The organism is Pseudovibrio sp. Tun.PSC04-5.I4, assembly GCF_900104145.1.
In the GTDB taxonomy this organism is placed as follows: domain Bacteria; phylum Pseudomonadota; class Alphaproteobacteria; order Rhizobiales; family Stappiaceae; genus Pseudovibrio.
The window spans coordinates 4,588,516-4,608,722 of sequence record NZ_FNLB01000006.1; the positions used below are offsets into that span (position 1 = coordinate 4,588,516).

At 52.1% G+C, this 20,207-nt stretch carries 28 protein-coding genes; 26 read left to right on the forward strand and 2 right to left on the reverse strand.

Features of this window, described 5'->3' with window-relative positions; translation table 11 throughout:
• Positions 1 to 2 precede the first annotated feature (2 nt).
• Genes fdhF through BLS62_RS26585 form a run of 3 tightly spaced genes read left to right on the forward strand, consistent with a single transcriptional unit; the run spans position 3 to position 3,899 of the window.
• Positions 3 to 2,873 carry a formate dehydrogenase subunit alpha gene (gene fdhF, locus BLS62_RS26575; RefSeq protein WP_093188412.1) on the forward strand — a complete coding sequence of 957 codons (2,871 nt, stop codon included), beginning with the start codon at positions 3 to 5 and terminating at the stop codon, positions 2,871 to 2,873.
• A gap of 8 nt (positions 2,874 to 2,881) precedes the next feature.
• Positions 2,882 to 3,691, forward strand: a complete 810-nt coding sequence (gene fdhD / locus BLS62_RS26580; RefSeq protein WP_244283620.1) for a formate dehydrogenase accessory sulfurtransferase FdhD — start codon at positions 2,882 to 2,884, stop codon at positions 3,689 to 3,691.
• A complete protein-coding gene (locus BLS62_RS26585; protein ID WP_093188417.1) occupies positions 3,681 to 3,899 on the forward strand; it encodes a formate dehydrogenase subunit delta in 219 nt (72 codons plus the stop codon). Before fdhD ends, BLS62_RS26585 begins: the two co-directional genes overlap by 11 nt.
• Positions 3,900 to 4,403: 504 nt before the next feature.
• On the opposite strand, the gene BLS62_RS26590 is transcribed toward BLS62_RS26585, so the two are convergent.
• Positions 4,404 to 5,081 carry a S24 family peptidase gene (locus BLS62_RS26590; RefSeq protein WP_143521605.1) on the reverse strand — a complete coding sequence of 226 codons (678 nt, stop codon included), beginning with the start codon at positions 5,079 to 5,081 and terminating at the stop codon, positions 4,404 to 4,406.
• A gap of 261 nt (positions 5,082 to 5,342) precedes the next feature.
• Between BLS62_RS26590 and BLS62_RS26595 the strand changes: the two genes are divergently transcribed.
• The 12 genes from BLS62_RS26595 (at position 5,343) to BLS62_RS26650 (ending at position 12,641) form a co-directional block, all read left to right on the forward strand.
• A complete protein-coding gene (locus BLS62_RS26595; protein ID WP_093188423.1) occupies positions 5,343 to 5,666 on the forward strand; it encodes a helix-turn-helix domain-containing protein in 324 nt (107 codons plus the stop codon).
• A complete protein-coding gene (locus BLS62_RS26600; RefSeq protein WP_093188425.1) occupies positions 5,663 to 5,857 on the forward strand; it encodes a hypothetical protein in 195 nt (64 codons plus the stop codon). The genes BLS62_RS26595 and BLS62_RS26600 overlap by 4 nt, the downstream gene beginning before the upstream one ends.
• Positions 5,854 to 6,309, forward strand: coding sequence for a hypothetical protein (locus tag BLS62_RS26605; RefSeq protein ID WP_093188428.1), 456 nt, complete (start codon positions 5,854 to 5,856; stop codon positions 6,307 to 6,309). The genes BLS62_RS26600 and BLS62_RS26605 overlap by 4 nt, the downstream gene beginning before the upstream one ends.
• Positions 6,306 to 6,833, forward strand: a complete 528-nt coding sequence (locus BLS62_RS26610) for a hypothetical protein (protein WP_093188431.1) — start codon at positions 6,306 to 6,308, stop codon at positions 6,831 to 6,833. The genes BLS62_RS26605 and BLS62_RS26610 overlap by 4 nt, the downstream gene beginning before the upstream one ends.
• Positions 6,830 to 9,094 carry a Mu transposase C-terminal domain-containing protein gene (locus BLS62_RS26615; protein WP_159436577.1) on the forward strand — a complete coding sequence of 755 codons (2,265 nt, stop codon included), beginning with the start codon at positions 6,830 to 6,832 and terminating at the stop codon, positions 9,092 to 9,094. Before BLS62_RS26610 ends, BLS62_RS26615 begins: the two co-directional genes overlap by 4 nt.
• 31 nt (positions 9,095 to 9,125) lie before the next feature.
• On the forward strand, positions 9,126 to 9,893 hold the full coding sequence (locus tag BLS62_RS26620; protein ID WP_093182333.1) for an AAA family ATPase: 768 nt from the start codon (positions 9,126 to 9,128) through the stop codon (positions 9,891 to 9,893).
• Complete coding sequence (locus BLS62_RS26625; protein ID WP_093182331.1) at positions 9,893 to 10,489, forward strand: hypothetical protein; 597 nt, start codon at positions 9,893 to 9,895, stop codon at positions 10,487 to 10,489. Before BLS62_RS26620 ends, BLS62_RS26625 begins: the two co-directional genes overlap by 1 nt.
• Entirely contained in the window at positions 10,480 to 10,827 is a 348-nt protein-coding gene (locus BLS62_RS26630) for a hypothetical protein (RefSeq protein WP_093182328.1), read from the forward strand. The genes BLS62_RS26625 and BLS62_RS26630 overlap by 10 nt, the downstream gene beginning before the upstream one ends.
• The gene (locus BLS62_RS26635) at positions 10,821 to 11,081 is read left to right on the forward strand and encodes a hypothetical protein (RefSeq protein WP_093182326.1); all 261 of its coding nucleotides are present in this window, start codon (positions 10,821 to 10,823) and stop codon (positions 11,079 to 11,081) included. Before BLS62_RS26630 ends, BLS62_RS26635 begins: the two co-directional genes overlap by 7 nt.
• Positions 11,071 to 11,751, forward strand: coding sequence for a DUF3164 family protein (locus tag BLS62_RS26640; RefSeq protein ID WP_244283590.1), 681 nt, complete (start codon positions 11,071 to 11,073; stop codon positions 11,749 to 11,751). The genes BLS62_RS26635 and BLS62_RS26640 overlap by 11 nt, the downstream gene beginning before the upstream one ends.
• Before the next feature lie 216 nt (positions 11,752 to 11,967).
• On the forward strand, positions 11,968 to 12,225 hold the full coding sequence (locus BLS62_RS26645) for a DUF2312 domain-containing protein (RefSeq protein WP_093182321.1): 258 nt from the start codon (positions 11,968 to 11,970) through the stop codon (positions 12,223 to 12,225).
• Between the two features lie 11 nt (positions 12,226 to 12,236).
• The gene (locus tag BLS62_RS26650; RefSeq protein ID WP_093182318.1) at positions 12,237 to 12,641 is read left to right on the forward strand and encodes a regulatory protein GemA; all 405 of its coding nucleotides are present in this window, start codon (positions 12,237 to 12,239) and stop codon (positions 12,639 to 12,641) included.
• Positions 12,642 to 12,643: 2 nt separating this feature from the next.
• On the opposite strand, the gene BLS62_RS26655 is transcribed toward BLS62_RS26650, so the two are convergent.
• A complete protein-coding gene (locus tag BLS62_RS26655) occupies positions 12,644 to 12,952 on the reverse strand; it encodes a hypothetical protein (RefSeq protein WP_143521570.1) in 309 nt (102 codons plus the stop codon).
• 109 nt (positions 12,953 to 13,061) lie between these two features.
• On the opposite strand from BLS62_RS26655, the gene BLS62_RS26660 reads away from it, so the two are divergent.
• The 11 genes from BLS62_RS26660 to BLS62_RS26705 form a co-directional block, all read left to right on the forward strand.
• Entirely contained in the window at positions 13,062 to 13,301 is a 240-nt protein-coding gene (locus BLS62_RS26660; RefSeq protein WP_093182313.1) for a hypothetical protein, read from the forward strand.
• Positions 13,294 to 13,716, forward strand: a complete 423-nt coding sequence (locus tag BLS62_RS26665; RefSeq protein WP_093182310.1) for a helix-turn-helix domain-containing protein — start codon at positions 13,294 to 13,296, stop codon at positions 13,714 to 13,716. The genes BLS62_RS26660 and BLS62_RS26665 overlap by 8 nt, the downstream gene beginning before the upstream one ends.
• An 86-nt stretch (positions 13,717 to 13,802) precedes the next feature.
• The gene (locus BLS62_RS26670; RefSeq protein ID WP_093182307.1) at positions 13,803 to 15,044 is read left to right on the forward strand and encodes an N-acetylmuramidase domain-containing protein; all 1,242 of its coding nucleotides are present in this window, start codon (positions 13,803 to 13,805) and stop codon (positions 15,042 to 15,044) included.
• A complete protein-coding gene (locus BLS62_RS26675; RefSeq protein WP_093182304.1) occupies positions 15,041 to 15,460 on the forward strand; it encodes a 3TM-type holin in 420 nt (139 codons plus the stop codon). Before BLS62_RS26670 ends, BLS62_RS26675 begins: the two co-directional genes overlap by 4 nt.
• On the forward strand, positions 15,460 to 15,666 hold the full coding sequence (locus BLS62_RS26680; protein WP_093175953.1) for a hypothetical protein: 207 nt from the start codon (positions 15,460 to 15,462) through the stop codon (positions 15,664 to 15,666). The genes BLS62_RS26675 and BLS62_RS26680 overlap by 1 nt, the downstream gene beginning before the upstream one ends.
• Positions 15,667 to 16,176 (forward strand): DUF1804 family protein, encoded by a 510-nt coding sequence (locus BLS62_RS26685; RefSeq protein ID WP_093182301.1) that lies wholly within the window; start codon positions 15,667 to 15,669, stop codon positions 16,174 to 16,176.
• Positions 16,173 to 17,813: a phage terminase large subunit gene (gene terL, locus BLS62_RS26690; RefSeq protein ID WP_093182298.1), complete on the forward strand. Its 1,641-nt coding sequence runs from the start codon at positions 16,173 to 16,175 to the stop codon at positions 17,811 to 17,813. Before BLS62_RS26685 ends, terL begins: the two co-directional genes overlap by 4 nt.
• Positions 17,810 to 19,087 carry a phage portal protein family protein gene (locus BLS62_RS26695; RefSeq protein WP_093188436.1) on the forward strand — a complete coding sequence of 426 codons (1,278 nt, stop codon included), beginning with the start codon at positions 17,810 to 17,812 and terminating at the stop codon, positions 19,085 to 19,087. Before terL ends, BLS62_RS26695 begins: the two co-directional genes overlap by 4 nt.
• Before the next feature lie 191 nt (positions 19,088 to 19,278).
• On the forward strand, positions 19,279 to 19,419 hold the full coding sequence (locus tag BLS62_RS31120; protein WP_159436578.1) for a hypothetical protein: 141 nt from the start codon (positions 19,279 to 19,281) through the stop codon (positions 19,417 to 19,419).
• A gap of 104 nt (positions 19,420 to 19,523) precedes the next feature.
• Positions 19,524 to 19,751 (forward strand): hypothetical protein, encoded by a 228-nt coding sequence (locus tag BLS62_RS26700; RefSeq protein WP_093188439.1) that lies wholly within the window; start codon positions 19,524 to 19,526, stop codon positions 19,749 to 19,751.
• A partial coding sequence (locus tag BLS62_RS26705) for a phage head morphogenesis protein (protein ID WP_280141884.1) occupies positions 19,748 to 20,207 on the forward strand: 460 nt, incomplete at its 3' end. The genes BLS62_RS26700 and BLS62_RS26705, both read left to right, overlap by 4 nt.

Genomic DNA, 20,207 nt, shown 5'->3' on the forward strand with positions numbered 1-20,207 from the left:
TTATGACCCTGATCAAGGAAATCGATTTTGGTACACCGGCGTGCGTGTCGGAAAAGACTGTAACCCTTAATATAGACGGATTTGATGTCTCGGTTCCTGAGGGTACCTCAGTGATGCGCGCCTCTATGGAGGCTGGGATTCAGATTCCTAAGCTTTGCGCAACGGACATGGTTGATGCGTTCGGTTCCTGCCGTCTCTGTCTCGTTGAGGTTGAGGGACGCAGAGGCACGCCTTCGTCTTGCACGACGCCTGCGGCAGATGGGATGGTGGTGCGCACTCAGACCAGACGATTGAAAGACCTGCGCAAGGGCGTCATGGAGCTTTACATCTCCGACCACCCGCTTGATTGCCTGACCTGCGCCGCTAATGGCGATTGTGAATTGCAGGATATGGCTGGTGCGGTTGGCCTGCGTGATGTGCGTTACGGGGCTGAGGGGAATAACCACTTCAAAATGCGGGATGGCGGCGGCGAGATGAATGCTTGCTGGAAGCCAAAGGATGAGAGCAATCCTTACTTCACGTATGATCCGGCAAAATGTATTGTCTGCTCGCGCTGCGTACGGGCCTGTGAGGAAGTGCAGGGCACGTTTGCGCTGACCATTGAGGGACGCGGCTTTGACTCGCGCGTCTCTGCAAGTATGGGCGAGAACTTTCTGGAGTCTGAATGTGTTTCCTGTGGCGCCTGTGTTCAGGCCTGTCCAACGGGGACCTTACAAGAAAAGTCCGTGATTGAGATTGGCCAGCCAGAACATTCGGTTGTAACGACCTGCGCTTATTGCGGTGTTGGTTGCTCTTTCAAAGCTGAAATGCGCGGTGACGAACTGGTGCGTATGGTGCCCTACAAGGACGGCAAAGCCAATCACGGTCACTCCTGTGTCAAAGGTCGGTTTGCCTACGGTTACGCCTCTCATAAAGACCGCATTCTTAATCCGATGATCCGGGAGAGCATTGACCTACCATGGCGCGAAGTTTCCTGGGATGAAGCCTTAGGCTTTGCAGCTTCACGCTTACGCGGCATTCAGGAAAAGCATGGTCAGGATTCAATCGGCGTAATCACCTCTTCACGCTGTACCAATGAGGAAACGTTCCTCGTTCAAAAACTCACCCGTGCCGTGTTTGGCAACAACAACACGGACACTTGTGCCCGCGTTTGCCATTCGCCAACAGGGTATGGGCTGGGTCAGACTTTTGGAACGTCTGCCGGTACTCAGGATTTTGATAGTGTTGAGCATTCCGATGTGGTTTTGGTGATTGGTGCGAACCCGACCGATGGTCATCCGGTATTCGGCTCTCGCTTGAAGAAACGACTTCGTGAAGGTGGGAAATTGATCGTGATTGATCCACGCAGGATCGATCTGGTGAAGTCACCACATGTTGAGGCGGCGCACCATCTCCCTCTGAGACCTGGCACCAACGTGGCTGTTGTAACGGCGCTGGCTCATGTCATTGTGACTGAGGGGCTGTTTGATGAAACTTTCATTCGTGAACGGTGTGATTGGGATGAGTTTCAGGACTATGTGGAATTTGTAAAGGACACTGCCCACAGCCCGGAAGCTGTTGAGGCGTTGACTGGTGTTGCGGCGGACGAGATACGCGGTGCGGCAAGGCTTTATGCAACAGGTGGTAATGGAGCGATCTATTACGGCCTTGGTGTGACGGAACACAGTCAAGGATCGACTACGGTTATTGGTATTGCTAACCTTGCGATGTTGACGGGGAATATCGGTAAGGTCGGCGTTGGCGTGAACCCGCTACGGGGTCAAAACAATGTGCAGGGGGCCTGCGATATGGGCTCATTCCCCCACGAGTTGCCGGGTTACAGACACGTCAACAATGCTGATGCTCGCGACATCTTTGAAAAACTATGGGATGTCACCATATCCGACGAGCCCGGCCTGCGTATCCCTAATATGCTTGATGCAGCAGTGGAAGGAAGCTTCAAAGGGCTCTACGTACAGGGCGAAGATATTCTTCAATCTGACCCGGATACTAAACATGTTTCTGCTGGTCTTGCAGCAATGGATTGCGTCATCGTGCATGATCTGTTTTTGAATGAGACTGCAAACTACGCGCATGTGTTTTTGCCGGGATCTACCTTTCTGGAGAAAGACGGGACCTTTACCAATGCAGAGCGACGTATCAACCGCGTGCGCAAGGTCATGGCACCAAAGAATGGTTATGCAGATTGGGAAGTAACCCAGCTGCTCGCAAATGCCATGGGCGGCGAGTGGAGCTACACTCACCCTTCGCAGATTATGGAAGAGGTGGCAGCCACAACCCCAAGCTTTGCCAATGTGACTTATGAGTTACTCGATCAGGTGGGATCAGTGCAGTGGCCGTGTAACGATGAGACCCCAGTAGGGTCGCCGGTCATGCATGTTGATGGTTTCGTACGAGGGAAGGGCCGTTTCATTCGGACTGACTACATTGCGACTGATGAAAAGACTGGGCCACGGTTCCCGCTGTTGCTGACGACGGGGCGTATCTTGAGCCAATACAATGTTGGCGCTCAGACACGGCGTACGGACAATGTGGTCTGGCATGAAGAGGATGTTCTGGAAATCCATCCCCATGATGCTGAAACACGCGGCGTTAAAGATGGTGACTGGGTTAAACTGGTAAGCCGATCAGGTGAAACGAGCCTTCGTGCACAAATCACAGATCGCGTTTCAACTGGTGTTGTTTACACGACCTTCCATCATCCGGGAACTCAGGCAAACGTCATCACCACCGATTACTCTGACTGGGCTACGAACTGCCCCGAATACAAAGTAACGGCAGTTCAGGTATCGCCCTCCAATGGCCCAACGGAGTGGCAGGAGCAATATGAAGAACACAGTACCCGGTCGCGGCGGATTGAAGCTGCAGAATGAGCATGGTCATGCATCGCACCTTTGAAGGTGCTGCTTACAAGCAAGGCCGCTTCTCTCCCGCACAGCGGGAACTGGCTGAGGAAACCGCCGTTGCGATCAGTTGCAACGGCAGTTCCCATGCTGTTCTGATGGCGACGCCTGCTGATCTTGATGATCTCGTTATCGGCTTCTCCTTAGCTGAGCGGCTGGTGAGCAGCGTGGATGAGATTGAAGACATCAACAGGCTGGACTGTGAACGCGGCATTGACATGCAGGTGCGGTTTGTTTCCGATGTTGCGGGAAAACTTGCTGAGCGACGCCGGTCCATGGTTGGGCCGGTCGGATGTGGTTTATGCGGTATTGAAAGCCTCGATATGGCTATGCGTGATATTGAGCCTGTTTCAGCCGAGCTTTGTCTTTCTCCAGAGCAGATCGCAAATGCGGTTCATATGCTGACAAAACAGCAAGTGCTGAATTTTAAAACACGTTCAGTTCATGCTGCTGGATGGTACCATCCTACCCGTGGCCTTGTGGCTGCGCGTGAAGATGTTGGTCGTCATAATGCACTCGATAAACTGATAGGTGCTCTTGCAAAGCGCGGGGAACACATCGCATCTGGTGCAATTGTTATGACGAGCCGGCTATCAATCGAATTGGTTCAAAAGGCTGCTGTTGCTGGTTGCGGAATGATCATTTCTATTTCTGCTCCGACGGCAATTGCTGTTGAGTTGGCGGACAAGGCCAATATTACGCTTGCAACTGTTGTCCGTGATGAAGATTTTGAACTTTTAACACACCCGCAAAGGGTTGCCGGAGGAGGGGAACACCATGTCGCCTGACAAACTGATTTACATGGCCAACCAAATCGCCAGTTTTTTCAAGTACAAACCACATGAAGAAGCCGTGGCGGGTATTGCTGATCATATCAATAGCTTCTGGGAACCACGCATGCGTTCTCAGTTGTTCGCAATTCTCAAAACCGGAAGCACTGACCTGAGCCCACTTGTCGTAGATGCAGGATCAGCAATTCGCAAGCCAAAGGCATAGCTGAATTGGGAGCGTTTTGGGGTTGGGCGGTTAGGTTGTAACATCTGGCCCCACAAGTGGATATTGCGGATGCAACTCATCCCGCCAGTGCAGCTCTTTCCACGAATAGCTGCAAGGGCAACTTTCGCTTTAAAAGCCGGACTGTGGCGGCGACGGGGCCGTCTGCTCACAGTGTTTCCTGGTGGTGCATAATGTCAGTTTCTGGGGCGAATCTTGCTTCGCTCAACTGTCTAAACTCAGCGAGCCGGCTCTCTTTTTGAGGGCCGGGGTTTTTGTATCTCTAAGCAAAGAGCCTGTTGTGCAGCGATCATGTGGGGGGGGCTGTCATTCTGCACAGGGATATAGGCGGGTAAAACGAATGAACCCGTTGAAAAAACAATATAATTTTGAATAACCGGCTGAAAATAATTTTGCACAGTGTTACGCAAAAACTATTCAAAATGGGCATGAAAGCGTGCATAAAGCGGTCAAAAATGCGCAGGCTTTTTGCATAGAGCAGAATTATCAGCTGAAGCGATGCCCGCACCACACCACTTTTCCAATGATATGAAAATCCTGCAAATCAGCGCGCTTTAGTAGCTCTTTGTCGTGTATCGGATTTTGGCTGATCACTTCAATGTCGCCTTGAAGGGTTGGGCGAAGGTACTTTACACGTGCCAGTCCGCCGTAAACAAACGCATAGACGCCATCGGACAGCGTATTGCGCTTTTTGTCGACCATCACCAGGTCGCCATCAGCGATGAGCGGATCCATGCTATCACCATCTGCAGTGAGGATAATCAGGCCATCGGTTGAAGTTTTGCCTAGCTTTCCGCCTAAAAAGCTTTTTGTGAATGGTATGTCTTCCATTTTCTCGATGCTATCGCCATTAAGAGCTCCGCTACCAGCGGCCAGACAAACGTCAACGCGCGGGATAGTAATAAATTTACCTTCAATCGATGCCAAAGGTAGATCTGCTCCACTGGTTTGTACCCCCTTCAATAACCAGTCTAGGGAAACCTTAGAGTATTCCGATATACGAATTAAATGATCGTATTTCGGAATTTTACTCTCATTCCATATCCGATTGAAGGTTGCGCCAGGAATACCAACCTCTTTTGCCCAAACAAATGGGTCTTTCCCAGCCTTGGCAATCAACTCACCCAAACGACCTTGAAATTCATTTTCAATTTCGGACTTCAATTTCAAAACTCCGAACTAAATTTCGGTAATGTATCCACACTTCAAAAATCAAATTTTGCGATTTAATATCAATAACTTGACGCAAATTTACGGAATAAAATCCGTTTTTGAACTCCGAAATCCATTTATGGAGTTGAAATGTCCATAAATGGAGATACAGTAACTCCATAAGCAACATGCAACCACATTATGCGGGTGCACAGGTTCAAGGTTCAAAAAAAACGGCTGCTGTAACAGACCGTTTTTAATGAGGATATTCCAATGGCTAAGCGCAATTCCCAAATGACTTGGGATGAACATACCATAAAGGCCGAGCTACATCGGCATAGAATGACCATCGAGCAATTGGCCCGACAAAAAGAGGTCCACCGCAACACTCTTTCCAGAGCGCTTAAGACCGGAACCGGCATAGGTGCAAGTGTTATCTCTGAATTTCTTGGTATTCCAGTGGATGAGTTATGGCCTTGTCGAAAGATCCCCTCACCTCATGTGATCTACGATAGCGAATTGCACGGGCCTAGCGCAAGTCAGAAAAAGCTGCTGCATGCTGACACTCCTCTCTCCGAGGCAGAGGTGGCGGCATGAGAACTGTTCCTCTGACACAGTGCGCTGCCCTGCGGTTTTACAGCCGCTTTGATTATGGCGCAGGACATGACAATCACATCAAAGACATTGCAAGTGCGCTTGCCATTGGTGTGTTCACTTCAGCGTTTGTTCTTTGGGTCTGGGTATTGTGTGTGGCGGTGGCCTCTTACCGGGCGGGATACCCGCTATGAGGACCATCCGTTGCCAACAAACTGATGATTTGCTGAACTGGCAGCCACCGCAGGTGGAAGCCCGTTTTGAGCCAGCGCGGGTTCGTTCCGCAACACCCTCCGGCAAGGTGTGCCGCACTCTTTCTGAAGCCATGAAAAAAGACGGACGCAGCCGTGAGGAGATTGCAGCAGCCCTGTCTGTACATCTTGGGGAATCTATCAGCCGTGACAGTCTGGATGCGTGGGCGAGCGAAGCGCGGGAAGCCAGCAACATTTCCGGGTATCGCTTAATCAGTCTCATTTCCGTCTTGAAATCAAAAGAGTTGCTTAACGAGTTTCTGGCTCGCACGGACATGGTCGTGATTGACCGGAAGTACCTGCCACTCATTGAACGGCAGGTTATGGAAGAACAGAAAAAGCTCATCCAAAAGATGATCCGGCAAATAGATTATGAAATGAGGGGCCAGAAATGAAAGAGATCATGAGTTATAAGGATGGGCAAGCTGTTGTTGATAATCGGCATCTACATAAGGTGCAGCCAGAAGGTTCTGCACATCTCCAATCACCTCCCGATACTCTGCATCGGGGTGCAGATAAAAGTCAGCTTTTGAAAGTACAGCCGTCGCTTCAAAAACGATTTTTGCCGCGCTTGCAATGGCTGAAAACCGTTTCTCAAGATGGAGTTACGCTAGGAGCTTTTTTAGACGTCAAGGCGACTGCGTGGCGACCTTACGGACCAGCTCATTGTTTGCGAATGAGTAGACAAGAATTTACTGCTAGGCGTCTTCGGGGGAAGTTCGAAGCTGATCGGCGCACTCCTCTACCTGCAGTATTTTGCGAAATTCATCGACAATTTGTCTTGCTGCGCCAGCATACTTGGAAAGCGACATTTTCGGTTATCCTTTGCATCATTTGTGACAGCAACCCTAACGAAATCCGGCCATACTCTGACAGGCTTATCCGCATCTCCATCTGGCGTAAATGGGGGCGGACATGAGCGGAACAGTTCTAGCCCTGTTGGACAATGGGGCAAAGCGCGAGTGGTATAACGCTCAAGAACTTGCAGATATGCGATTACCAAATATACCTCTGACAGAGCGCGCTATTCAGTTGTTAGCTAAGCGCTCTGATTGGCAAACCTCCGGTTCTCTTGCCCGCAAACGTTCTGGCCGTGGCGGTGGCTGGGAATACCATATTGATCTGCTGCCGGAGCCAGCTCGCAAAGCGTTAGAAGCCCGCTTCAACATAGAGCGTCTTAACGCGGTTGTGAATGTTGTGCAGACAAACGCACCCGCAAAAACAAAGGTGGCTCTTGCTGATGCCGATGGCGCTCAGCGCCGTGCTGCTGAAGCCCGCAAACAAATTTTGCAGATGTTGGAACAACTGGTCATGCGCGGTATGGCCTATGACAAGGCCGTGTGTGACCTAGCCGTCAAGGTGAAAGTACTGCTGAGCCAAGAGGTGCTGACCCCGGATGAAAACCAGCTACTTGAGCTCGTTCGCACTGCCAAGGACAAGGGCACCGGGATCTCCCGCCGCGCTATTTACAACTGGCGCAAGGCGTTTAAGGAATGCGGCTTTGCTGGCCTGATCCCCGGCAAACGTAAACAGGATGCGCTCAATGCTTCCCGTTACGAATGGGCGCCGGGCTTCCTGAAGTTTTATGCGGACCCGCGCAAGCCAACGGTAGCATTGGCACTGGACCAGTACCGGGCCAGTCTGATTGAGCCCACACACGCTCCCAGTTACGATCAGGTGAAACGATATCTAACGAAACTGAAGAAAGCAGACCCGATTGCTGCCTATAAGGGACGTGAAGGTGTACTGGCACTCAAAGCCCGCAAGGTCTATGTGAGCCGCTCTACTGAGGGGCTGGAGCCAACCGATATTTATACCGGTGATGGCAAAACGTTTGATGCCTTTGTCGCACATCCATTTTCGGGCAATCCAATGCGCCCGGAGATCACCTCAATTCTGGATGTGGCGACCCGCAAATGTGTGGGCTACTCCATCGGGCTTAATGAAAAAGCCTATGACGTATCTGAAGCCCTGCGTAATGCCAGTATGTCGAATGGTGTGGCAGCTATCTTCTACGTTGATAACGGTAAAGGTTACAAAAACCAGCTGCTGGATGAGGCTGCTGTGGGCATGTTAGCCCGCCTTGGTACGCACAAAGAGCACAGCATCGCCTACAACTCACAGGCTCGCGGTGTTATCGAGCGGTTCAATGGATCAGTTTACACCCGCCTGGCAAAAACACTACCAAGCTATACAGGTACGGATCTGGACCGGGAAGCGGCTTTAAAGCTGCATAAGACCATCAAGAAAGACCTGAAGGAAAAAGGCGGTTCAGACCTTCTGATCAGCTGGAATGGCTTCCTCAAAATCTTTGACAGCGCCCTGCAATATTACAATGAGCGCCCTCATTCTGGCCTTGCCGAGATGCGCGATCCAATCACCGGTCGCAAGCGGCGTATGTCGCCGAATGAATGCTGGGCTCAGTTTGAAGCAAATGACTTTCAGGCTGTGCGGCTTTGTCAGGAAGATGCGGACGATCTGTCCCGCCCTGCAGTTCGGCGCAAGGTTACTCGCGGTCTCGTTACCATTGAGACGAACCGCTACTTTGCTTTGGAGCTGGAGCGCTATGACCACCGTGAGGTTATGGTTTGCTACGACATGCTTGATGCTCATCAGGTGTGGGTGCGTGAGCTTGATTATGTGGAAGGTGTTGAGACACCGGGCGCACTGATCTGCACTGCCAAGTTTGAGGGCAACAGCCAAGCCTACTTCCCCAAGCCGGTTATCGATACCGCCCGCGAGAAGAAGGCCAAGACGGCAACAAAGCGACTGGAAAACAGGTTACGCCGTGTCGAGCAGGAACAACGCCCCGGCTATCTCATGGAGCACTCCGGCGAGCAGCCAATGGAAGTGTTTGCCTCGGCTCCCGGCTTTGAAGCCAGTACTGATGCCGACCTCGTTTCAGTCGTGATGGAACCACCAGCAAGGACGGAGAACGTCGTTCATTTGGCGGACCCGATTGAGGCACCAAAACCACAACCTATAACCAGATCCGGCAGGCCAGTATTTAAGTCCAAAGAAGAGCTTGCCGTTTGGGTCCTGGATAATCCTGAAAAGATGACTGATCTCGACAAAAAAATCCTGTCGGACTGTATGACCAACAGGACTTATCTGGACCTATTTGAAGCGCTTGGCATCGACACAGATAGCCTTCGAACTCTCCTCCGTGCCGCTGCTTAACGCAACCAACCAACCCTCAAGGAAATAACAGATGCGGAATGACTTTGTAAAGACCTCCAACGTGCAGCGCTTTTTGAACGCGCTGACTGCCCTGACTGAACGGGGCGCACAGGAGGCTTGTCTGGTGGTCGTGGACGGACTGCCGGGACTTGGCAAAACAACCACGTTGAAAAATTGGGTCGGCCAGACGGGCAGCATATACCTGCGGGCCAAGAAAGAATGGACACCGAGCTGGTTTATGACCGAACTGCTTGAAACAATGGGGGTGCACCCACCCCATGCTTTCCAGAAAAAGTACTGCAAGGCGCTTGAAGAACTATCCGGGCGACGAGACACCGCTGGCAATGAAAGAAAGACGTTTGGTCTTGTGATTGATGAGGCGGATCATGTCTCCAGTAAATCGGCAATTTTGGAAACCATCCGCGATATATCCGACATGATTGAGCTGCCCGTCATTCTGGTGGGTATGGGCAAGGTCAATGATAACCTGACACGGTTTCCGCAGGTCGCCTCCCGCGTCTCACAGAAAGTTCGATTTGAAAAATGCAGTCAAGGAGATGTGCGGGGGCTGATTGACGGGCGCTGTGAGGTTCGCGTCGCTGATGATCTGTTGAAGCTCGTTCACAAAGTATCTGGCGGTTATAACCGTGAAATCTTGGAAGCCATTGCCAATATTGAACGCCACGGGTTTCTCAATCCTCCCGGTGAGGAGGGCCTGACCATGAGAGAGATGGCTGGTGTTGCAATCATCAATGATCGCTCCTCAAACCGCCCCATCATGGTTCCGGGGGCGCTGTGATGGCTAATTCCCTGATCTCCACGACACTCCTGCATCAATTAAAAGGTGGGGACTGCCAGACGCTTGATATGCTGGACGCTGATGCCACTTTTTCGCTCTCCCGCAAACAGATCATTGAGGCTGCGGGTTTTCTGATCATAAAAGGATATCTGGAACGTGTAGAGCGTGGTTGTTACCAGCTTACACAATCGGGTCAAAAAGCTGCTGATGAGGGCTTGGTCATTCCGATAGGTGGCAGCACAAGAGTGCAAATACACCGCCGTAGCCCACGCCGAAATTCCTTACGGCAACGGGCATGGAACGTGATGAAAATGTCAGGTGCATTTACGGTCTCAGATATTATTCTGGTGGCAGCTCAGCCCTCTGACAAACAACCAGAAAGCAATCTCCAGCGTTATCTTCGCTCGCTGTATCAGGCCGGGTATCTGACAATCTTGCCAGTTAAGGCAAGGAGTACCAAGCCTTATTCAAATGGCTTCAGACGCTTTCGACTGATCCGCGATACCGGCCCGCTTGCTCCGGTCTGGAGTCAGAAAAAGGCTATCCTACTTGATTTCAACCTCACTTCAAATGGGGAGGTTGTGGCATGCAAATAAACGTACACGACCTAATTGAAGAACAGGTAGCAACGCTTGGCAGTAAAAAGGCAGTGGCGGATGCCATGGGCGTCTCACGTACCGCTGTCAGTCTTTATCTGGCTGGACGGCTTACCGACAATGGCGGGCGCGTAGACCGCTTTGAGCGCCGTGCTGTTGAGCGGTTCTGTGACCGGATTATGTGCCCGCATCTTGGCAAAGATATCAGCTTTGAGGATTGTCAAAAATATTCCTGCCGGTCTGTCCCCCAAAGTGATCCTGCAGCCCTGCGTCATTGGGCCGCCTGCCAGCGCTGCTCGCTGAATACCTCCCGGACTGGACAGGATGCAGCATGTTAAGCGGCCTCCTGAAAGAACTGCGTGCTCTGTTTCTGATTTCACGCTGCAATGAGGTCATGGACCCGGAAGCGCATGACCTTTTTGCACAAACTCTGCTGACCGGAACTGAACTGGCTGAGCAGTTGGAGCGCCTTGCAAAAAGCAAGATGACACCACTTGAAGACGCTCATTTCAACGATCCCAAGATTGTTATTTTCCCGACACTGAGCCGGGACCCAAAATGTATTCAAAAAGGAAATGACCATGACACATGAAGCGAACGGCTCAACTCATACCATGGACCCCGCACTGGAAGCGGCAATAAACGCTGGGACAGTTGAGCTTGAGGGTAACCGGTATATGCGCGATGGCATGGGAGCACTGATCCCAGTGGAGCTGGTGGCAGATACTGACGCTCTGGAAGATGAGTGTGTGCGCACAATTGCCCACCACGCGCAACGGCTGGCCAGCCAAGTGGCTCGTTTTAAAGGGCACACCTATGATGACCTTGGCAATTTGGATGCTGCCCGTGCTGAAGAAGGCTTTACCAAAGGCGGAGCCAAGGGCAACAAGACCTATTATTCGCTTGATGCGCAATTCAAGGTCAGCGTCCGAGTGCAGCCACAACATGCCTTTGGCGCGCAAATCACACAAGCAAAAGAGCAGATTGACGTGTGCCTGAATGAATGGTCTGCGGGTGCGCGCCCTGAAATCCGAGCACTGATTACGGATGCTTTTAATACTGACAATGACGGACAGATCAACCGGACTGAAATTTACCGGCTGATGCGGCTCAAAATCGAAGATGCGCGCTGGGTAACTGCCATGAAGACCCTGCGCGAAGCCATGCGGGTTATTGGTAGCAAAACCTACCTCACCGTGCATAAGCGGCAAGGCCCGGAAGATGACTGGCAGCAGATTACCATCAATCTGGCGAAGGCGTGAGGGTATCATGAACTATCAGCAAATGAGATATGACCGGCAACGTGAACAAGAGCGCCTCGAACTCATCAGGGGTTACTGGAGCCGTCGCGGACACCTCGTCACCGGGACAGTTTCAGTAAACCACAATGATGGTCCAACCCCGCACTATACCACCGCAACTGATATGAAAAACGGGTGTCCCATCGGGTGCCCAGCCAACCGCACAGGAGCCGTATCATGAGCAATACAGGTGGCGTCGCAGTCGATCAACTCCGCACATTTATTGAACGCGTTGAGCGTTTGGAAGAGGAGAAGAAGGTAATATCTGACGACATCAAGGATGTTTACGCAGAGGCCAAAGGCAACGGCTTTGACGTGAAAGTCATGCGCAAGATTGTCTCCCTACGCAAACGCAAGCCACACGAGCGGGAGGAAGAAGAAAGTATTCTCGACCTCTACCTTCACGCCCTCGGCATGGCCGAGCCAATTTCTTAAGGAGAATTTCAATGAGCCGGTATCTTGCACAAATTCATATTGCAAAGAAGGCCTTGGCACTTGATGAGGACAGTTACCGGGATGTGCTGGAGCGGGTGACGGGTAAACGCAGTGCAAAAGGCCTAAGCGAGGGACAGTGTTTGCGCGTCGTTACCGAGTTCAAACGGCTTGGCTGGAAACCTGTAAAACGGGGCGGTTCATTCCGTCCCGCATCTGACAAGGGACATGTACGCATGTTGTTTGCTCTTGCAAAAAGCCTTGATGGTCTGGGGTATTGGCAAACGCCCTACAAGGACGCCTTACGCAGTTTTGTGAAGAAACGCAGTGATGTGGATGATCCCGAGTGGCTGACCTATTCGCAAGCCAGCCCCCTGATTGAAGCTCTCAAAGTAATTGAAGGGAGGCTGGCAGGATGATTTTAGCGGCAACGGGCAATTCCGAGAAAATCGTTGGTATCGGTATGATAAACAGAAACAACAAACTCATGCCCTTCGGGCTTTCCGATACTTGCGAACAATCCCCTGCACATGAGGTCCTCAATCACGACCTTCCAAGCAATCCCGACGGACGAGGAGTGGAGCATAAATTGATCCAGTGTATTCCACTGCGCTTTTTCGATGCGGTGGTATTCGAAAACCTTCTCCATTGCTTTTTCTTGCCAGGGTTCAAGGTTTGGCATTTGAGCCTGAACGTTAGAGGCAACCAGCAGAGCAGCAAGAACGAGCATAAAACACACAAACATAACCTTCTTAATAGAGCGTGCAATAATTGGTCTTTACTCTCTCAGGTTGCGACTATATTCGCAATGGGTTTTGTGATGGTTGGAGGGTGCGCATATGGCTGAATTTGTCCCTGTGACCGACCATGCGGTGCTGCGTTATCTGGAACGGGTGCTGGACATTGATGTCCAGATGGTGCGCCTACACATCTACCGCGAAACTGAGAACGCCCTGCAGGTTGGTGCAAAAGGTCTGCGCCGCGATGGTGTGCGTTATGTTCTGGAAGGCGGCGCTGTGGTGACCGTGATGGTGTCCGAGGCTCAGCTTGCCTCTAACAAGGAGGCTCGTCATGTCTGATCAGCTTGCTCCGCTACACCTGACAGAAGACATGGAGGATGTTCAAGCTATTTGCGGTGATGATGTTGCGCAGGAGCTTTTGAACAAACTACCCGGCGTTGAGGTTAAGGTGCCAGCCCGTTGGAGTGCAAACAATCCGCTTGCTCGCATTGACAGGGAGAAAGCAGAGCGGTTGATCAAGGATTTTGCAGGCAACAAGTTTTATGTCCCAACCCATATTGGCCGAACAGATACGCGCCGGGCAGCCCTTCAGCTTCGCGGTGAAGGCCAAAGCACAATTGAGATTGCACTGGAATTAAAAGTCTCAGAACGCCATGTCCGCAACCTGCTTTCTGGCAAGCCGTTGCCACGGCGGAAAATTCATGATGACCGCCAGGTCGATCTGGAGGATTTTTTGAACGCCTCCCATGATTAGATCAGAACTTGCGGAACTGTTCCGTCGCAAAAATTGCAAGAAACTATGAGGCTCGCCCCAGTACTTATCAAACTGAGGCGGGCCTCATGTCTATTGTCCAACAATTACGCAGCAGCAACGGCGCTGAAACACACACAGACACTCTCTTGCGCCGCGAGGCTGACCGGCTGGGCTGCGAGATGGCTGTTTTACAAGCGGTTCTGGACGTTGAAAGCAAGGGAGCGTCTTACGACCGCGACGGTCGCCTGATCCTCCTTCCAGAAAAACACGTCTTTTATCGTGAACTTCCCAAATCCAAACGCGGAAGAGCTGTGGCGCTGGGGCTTGCGGCAAAACGCTGGAAGAAAGCAAATTACAAAGGGCTTGGTAAGTCCGGCTCTGATGCCCGCTGGGACCGTCTGCAAGCCATGGCGGATCTTGATGTTACCGCTGCCCTTAAATCCTGCTCCTATGGTCTTGCCCAGATCATGGGCTTTAACTTTGCGCAGTGTGGGTATCGCAGTGCTCAGGAATTTGTTTTAGGGCTGGCCTCCAGTACCGAAGCTCAGGTGAAAGCCTTTCTTGCCTTTCTCGAAAACTCCGGCCTGCGCGATGCTCTGCGAGCCAAAGACTTTCGCGCGATTGCCCGGATCTATAACGGCAAAGGTCAGGTTGACTATTACGCTGGTCTGCTCCAGCAGGCCTATGCAAAGTTTGCCGCCCTTGCGTCCCCGGCCTCTGGCTTTTTAGAGAAAGATCAGCCGCGATCTAACGCCCAAAGTCTTGCTACGGGTTATCCGCGCCTCGGTTCCTCCGGTTACCGGATTGAAGCCCTGCAGAAACGTCTGGCCGCGCTTGGTTATGTGTGCCCGGTTGATGGTGACTTCGGCCCGACCACGCGGCGGGCTGTGGTGTCGCTTCAGGTGGATCACAGTTTAAAGCCGGATGGCGTTGTCGGGCCCCTAACAGAGACGACACTGGAGCAAGCCGTCCCCCACAATCAGAAAGCCGGACAGGATCGCAGCACCCTCTCGGTGAAAGACCTGCGTAAGAACGGTTCCCAGACCATTAAAAAAGCAGATGGCCAGACGCGTATTGGGCAAGTGCTGATGGGTACAGGCCTTGGTGCCAGCGCCATGGGCGAGACCACTCAAGGGTTACTGGAAGGATTTGGCACCGGCGCTGAGCAGCTCAGCCAGCTTCGGTATCAGCTCGCCCCGCTGATGGAGTTTGTCTCGGGCAACAAGTGGGTGCTGATTGCTGCTGCCGGATTTGGAATCTGGTATCTGGCACGGGGCATCAAACAGCGCCGCCTTGCAGATGCACAGAGCTGGAGGCATGTAGGATGAGCTTATTGTTTAAAGGTGCTGTGTGGGCTTTGAATAAACTTGGCGGCGGCGTACTCGACCGGGTGCTGGGTTTCTTTGAAACCCAAGCCAAGAGCGAAAACGAAGCGCTTCGTATTCGTGCAACTGTTACAAGTGAAGAGATCCGCGCCGAGTTGGATAGCCGCCGTGCAGCCCGCGACATCGTGCTGGCAGAGCAAGGCTGGTGGGTGACGGCCATGATCCGTCCAGCATTCGCCTGGCCGATTGTAATCTGGTCCGGGGCCATTGTTGCCGACAGCTTGTTTCACTTTGACTGGAATGTAGCCGCGCTGCCAGAACCACTCAATGAGTGGGCCGGATGGATTGTCGGCGCTTACTTCCTCACCCGCCCGTTTGAAAAAGCCATACGCGGCGCAAACACCCGGAGGGCTCGTTAATGTCGGAACATCTGGCGCGGGAACTTGGAGAGATTAAAGGGCTCCTGCAGGGCATCGATAAGAAAATTGATAGCGTGGATGATCGCCTTGATAAACATGATACGCGCCTGCGTGCAGTGGAGACCAAATCGGTTGTCAATAGTGTAATTGCCGCCTCAGTGGTCTCTATTGGCATTGCATTCATCAAAGATAAAATTGGTGCCTGAATGAGCAAGAAACCATCTAAGGCAGACCAGAAGCGCAAGGCCCGGCGCTTGTTCATACTTGAACGGCAGGCAATCCCGACTGTTGCGTTTACCATCGGTGTCAGTGAGAGCACCTTACGCCGGTGGAAGAAAGAGGCAGCAACGAACGGTGATAACTGGGACGTGGCCCGCTCTGCAAACGCGCTTGCTGGAGAAGGCCTGGAAGCGGTGGTTGCGACTGTGGTTGAGGACTTTGTCACCATGTTCCAAATGACCATTGAACAGATCAAGGCCTCTGGGGAAATTGAGCCTCCTGAGAAAGTAAAACTCATGGCCTCGCTCTCAGACGCTTTTAACAAGATGGTTTCTTCTGCTGGACGGGTTGCCCCTAAATTATCTGAACTCGGTATTGCGCAGGATGTGTTGCAGCGCCTTGCAAAGTTCATCCAGAAACATCATCCCAGCCATGCCCAGATCTTTTTGGAAGTGCTTGAACCCTTCGGTGACTATCTGGCGGAGGCCTATGGATGAGCGCGAAAACAAAAAAGCTCAGCGCTAAGGATTTTAAAACATCGCTTGCTGAGATGGCGGAGGATTTCCGCCAGAAGATAGAGCTGGAAGTTGAGGCATTCCCGGTTGATGTTAAAGCCCGCAAAAGCCGCCTCGCATGTGTGGCAGATCCTGCGACCGGCTATCGCTTTTTTGCCGAAACTTACTTTCCTCATTATCTGGCTAAAGCCCCGAGCCGATTGCATGAGCATCTTTATGAAGAGCTGCCACTGATTGTTTACTCAAACAAGGGCGAACGGAAACTGGTGATTGCCCCGCGTGGGTCTGCCAAGTCCACTCATATCAGTCTGATTTTCCCACTCTATTGCATTGTCATGGGCCTGAAGCATTACATCGTGCTTATTATGGATGCCTTTGAACAAGCCGCCGTCATGCTCGAAGCACTCAAGGCTGAGTTAGAGAGCAATCCGCGCCTTGCCTATGATTTTGCAAAGGCCATGGGGCCGGGCCGGGTCTGGCGCGAAGGTGACATCATCACGGCTAACAACATCAAGGTGGAAGGCTTTGGTACGGGCAAGAAGATCCGTGGTCGCCGCCATGGTCCGTACCGGCCTGACCTTGCTATTTTAGATGATATTGAAAACGATGAGAATGTGACCAGCCCCAAACAGCGCGACAAGCTTGAAAGCTGGGTTTTAAAAGCTGTGCTGAAGCTTGGCCCCACAGATGGCTCCATGGACGTGCTTTATGCAGGCACTGTGCTGCACTTTGATGCGGTTATTGTGCGCTTTGCCAAGAAACCGGGCTGGCAGAAGACTGAGTTTCGGGCGGTATTGGAATGGCCGGAACGCATAGACCTGTGGGATACATGGGAAGAAGTGTACTTAAACGAAGGCGAGCCTGCCGCAGATGCGTTTTATTGTGCACACCAAACAGAATTAGACCGAGGTGCGGTTCTCAACTGGCCCGACAACCACACTCTGCTTTATCTGATGAAAGAACGGGCAGGATCACACTCAGCCTTTGAAAGCGAATATCAGAACCGTCCTGTCTCTGATGATAACCCGTTCCAGAACATTACTTATTTTGTTCGCGTTGAGCCGCAACTTATGTTCTTCGGCGCGATTGATCCCTCTCTTGGCAAGTTCAACAAGAACCGGGATCCATCGGCAATTCTGGTGGGCGGGTATGACAAGGAAACCGGTCGCATAGATCTGGTGGAAGCCTCCATTCGCAAACGCACGCCTGACCTGATTATTGCTGATGCGCTGGCGTTCCACCGCGAATACGGCTGTCAGATGTGGTTTGTGGAAGCGGTACAGTTTCAGGAGATGCTGCGCACTGAACTGATGAAGCAGGCCGCCCTGTCTGGTCTGGCGCTGCCTGCTTATCCGGTAATGCCCATTACAGATAAGAACCTGAGGATTGAGCGACTTCAAATCCCCATCAAGGACGGCCTCATCCGGCTGCATAATTCACAGAAAGTTCTCATTGATCAACTCCAGCAATGGCCCAATGCGGACCATGATGATGGCCCTGATTGCCTTGAGATGCTTTGGAAACACACGTTGGAGATGGCCTTTACCACGCTGAGTTCAACCAGCTTTACCACCGCACCATCAGCACACGGCTCACTCCTTGGAGGCTATCGGTTATGAGTAAGAAAACCAAAAAAACAAACGGAACGGCTAAGGCTGATAGCAATCTGGCTAAGCAGGCCGCCCCGGCCAGTGTTCCGATTAAGGGCGGACAGCTGATTGCGACCGCACGAAACGACATCACGATTGAAAACTACTCCGATATATTAAAGCCTCAGGACCCAACGCTTGAAGCCAAGGGCGAGAAAAAAGGCCTGAAGCTATATGATGAGGTTCTGCAGGACGCACGGGCACGCACCGCTCTTTCCAAGCGCATTTCCAAGGTCACACGGCGTGAATGGCAGGTTGAGCCTGCAAGTGATGAGGCGATAGATATCACGGCTGCTGAAGGGGTTGAGGCGATCCTGAAGGCATTGCCATTTGATGCAATCTGCAAAGCGCTTCTCAAAGCAATCTTAAAAGGGTTTTCCGTTGCCGAGATCGTCTGGTTCCGCAATACAGATGGCATGATTGCACCGCTCAAAATAAAGGATCAAAACCCTATGCGGTTTACGTTTGATGCGGACTGGCGCATCAGATTGCTGACACTCGATAACCGCGAAGAAGGCGAGGAACTGCCAGAACGCAAGTTCATAGTGCATCGCTTTGATGCGAACGCCAACAATCCGTTTGGTCATGGGCTTGGTTCTGTGTTGTTCTGGCATGTCTTGTTCAAGCGCGAGGGCGTGGCCTTCTGGATGAAGTTCATGGACAAGTTCGCAAGTCCAATCCCTTTTGGCAAATACGCTCATGGAACATCTAAGGAAGAGCAGGACAAACTGCTTGGCGTGCTGCGCCAAATGGTTAGCCAGGGTGCGTTGGTTGCCCCCATTGGCACTGAGGTTGATTTTCTGGAAGCCACCCGCTCTGGAGAGGCAGGATATGAAGCCTGGTGCCGTTACTGGGATGAGCAGACTGCAGAAGTTGTTCTGGGATCAACCCTTGCAACAGGTGTCAAAGGTCAAGGCTCGCGTGCCGCCTCCCAAACTCATGCCGATGAAACCGATGGTATTGTTGATGATGACAGCGACCAGATTTGTGAAACCCTGAATTCCACACTCATTACGTGGATTAGTGAACTCAACTGGCCTGCTGCCAACCCGCCCAAGGTCTGGCGGCCCCGGCCTCGCAACCAAAGCGATGAGGCGGATGTTGAGCGCAAAGTGCGCTGGGTGCAGCAATCTGCTTTACGTATTTTGGACGCCACGCGCCTGCAAGGCTTTGAGCCTAAGGATGTTGATCAATGGCTGGGTAATGTTTTGGGAACAGAGATTGTCAAATACAAGATCCGCTAACTGCCGATGGTCCAGCCACCAAACGCGGCGGCAAACAGGAAAGTTCAGAATTTGCGACAGGTGATGCAGGTCCCGTTGATCATCTGGTTACTCAGCTGGAACAGCTTGCAGGGCCAAAGATACATAACTGGATTGACGAGATCAAAGTCAAGCTTGAAGAGGCGGAAGATTACGCGGGCGCATCACAAGCCTTGCTTGATACCTATCCGGGGCTTGAGGTTGATCCACTTGGCAACCTTTTAAGTGATGCGGTTATGCTTGCCGAGCTTCAGGGCCGCTCTGATATCATTGATGAGACCGGCATCACGCCCACAGGCTCAAAAAAAAACTAGATAAACAGGATGAGGCAAGCGCTGAGTTTGCTGAACCTTTTACTGAGGCGCTGGAGTTCCAACGCCAGAAGGTAAAACTGCCCACAAAGCGATGGAGTGATGCCATGCATCACGCTCATGATCGCTCGTTTGTCGTAGCAGGCGCAACAAAAGACGCGCTGCTGGAAGACTTCCAAAAGGCCATTGATGGTGCCATTGCCAAAGGCACACCGCTTAAGGGCTGGCTGGATAAGGATGACACGTATCATCCGGGGTTTCAGGATGAGTTTGATGCAATCGTGAAGCGCACGGCTGGGATCACAACGGCAAGCGGGTATGGCGTGCCCGAGTGATCTATGAGACCAACCTGAAAACCGCCTATGCTGCCGGTCGTTACAAGCAGATGAACGAACCGGCGGTGCGCAAGGCTTTCCCTTATTGGCAATACGTCCATGCGTTAGAGCGCATACCTGTGACAGCGCGGGCTGCTCATAAGGCGTGGGATGGGTTGGTGCTACCTGCCAATGATCCGTGGTGGAACACGCATTACCCGCCCAATGACTGGCTGTGTGGGTGTGGTGTGCGGCCCGTCTCCAAGGCCAAACTCAAACGCCTTGGGAAAGACGGACCAGACGTGGCCCCAAGTATTGCCTACACAATCACTACAGATCCGGGCACGGGTGAGCTGATAAATTACCCAAAAGACGTGGGTATGGGCTGGGGTTACGCGCCGGGACAAACGTGGTCTGAAGGACTGGTGCCCAAAGAGCTGCAAAAACCACTGCGGCCCAAGCCAGCCCTAATCGACC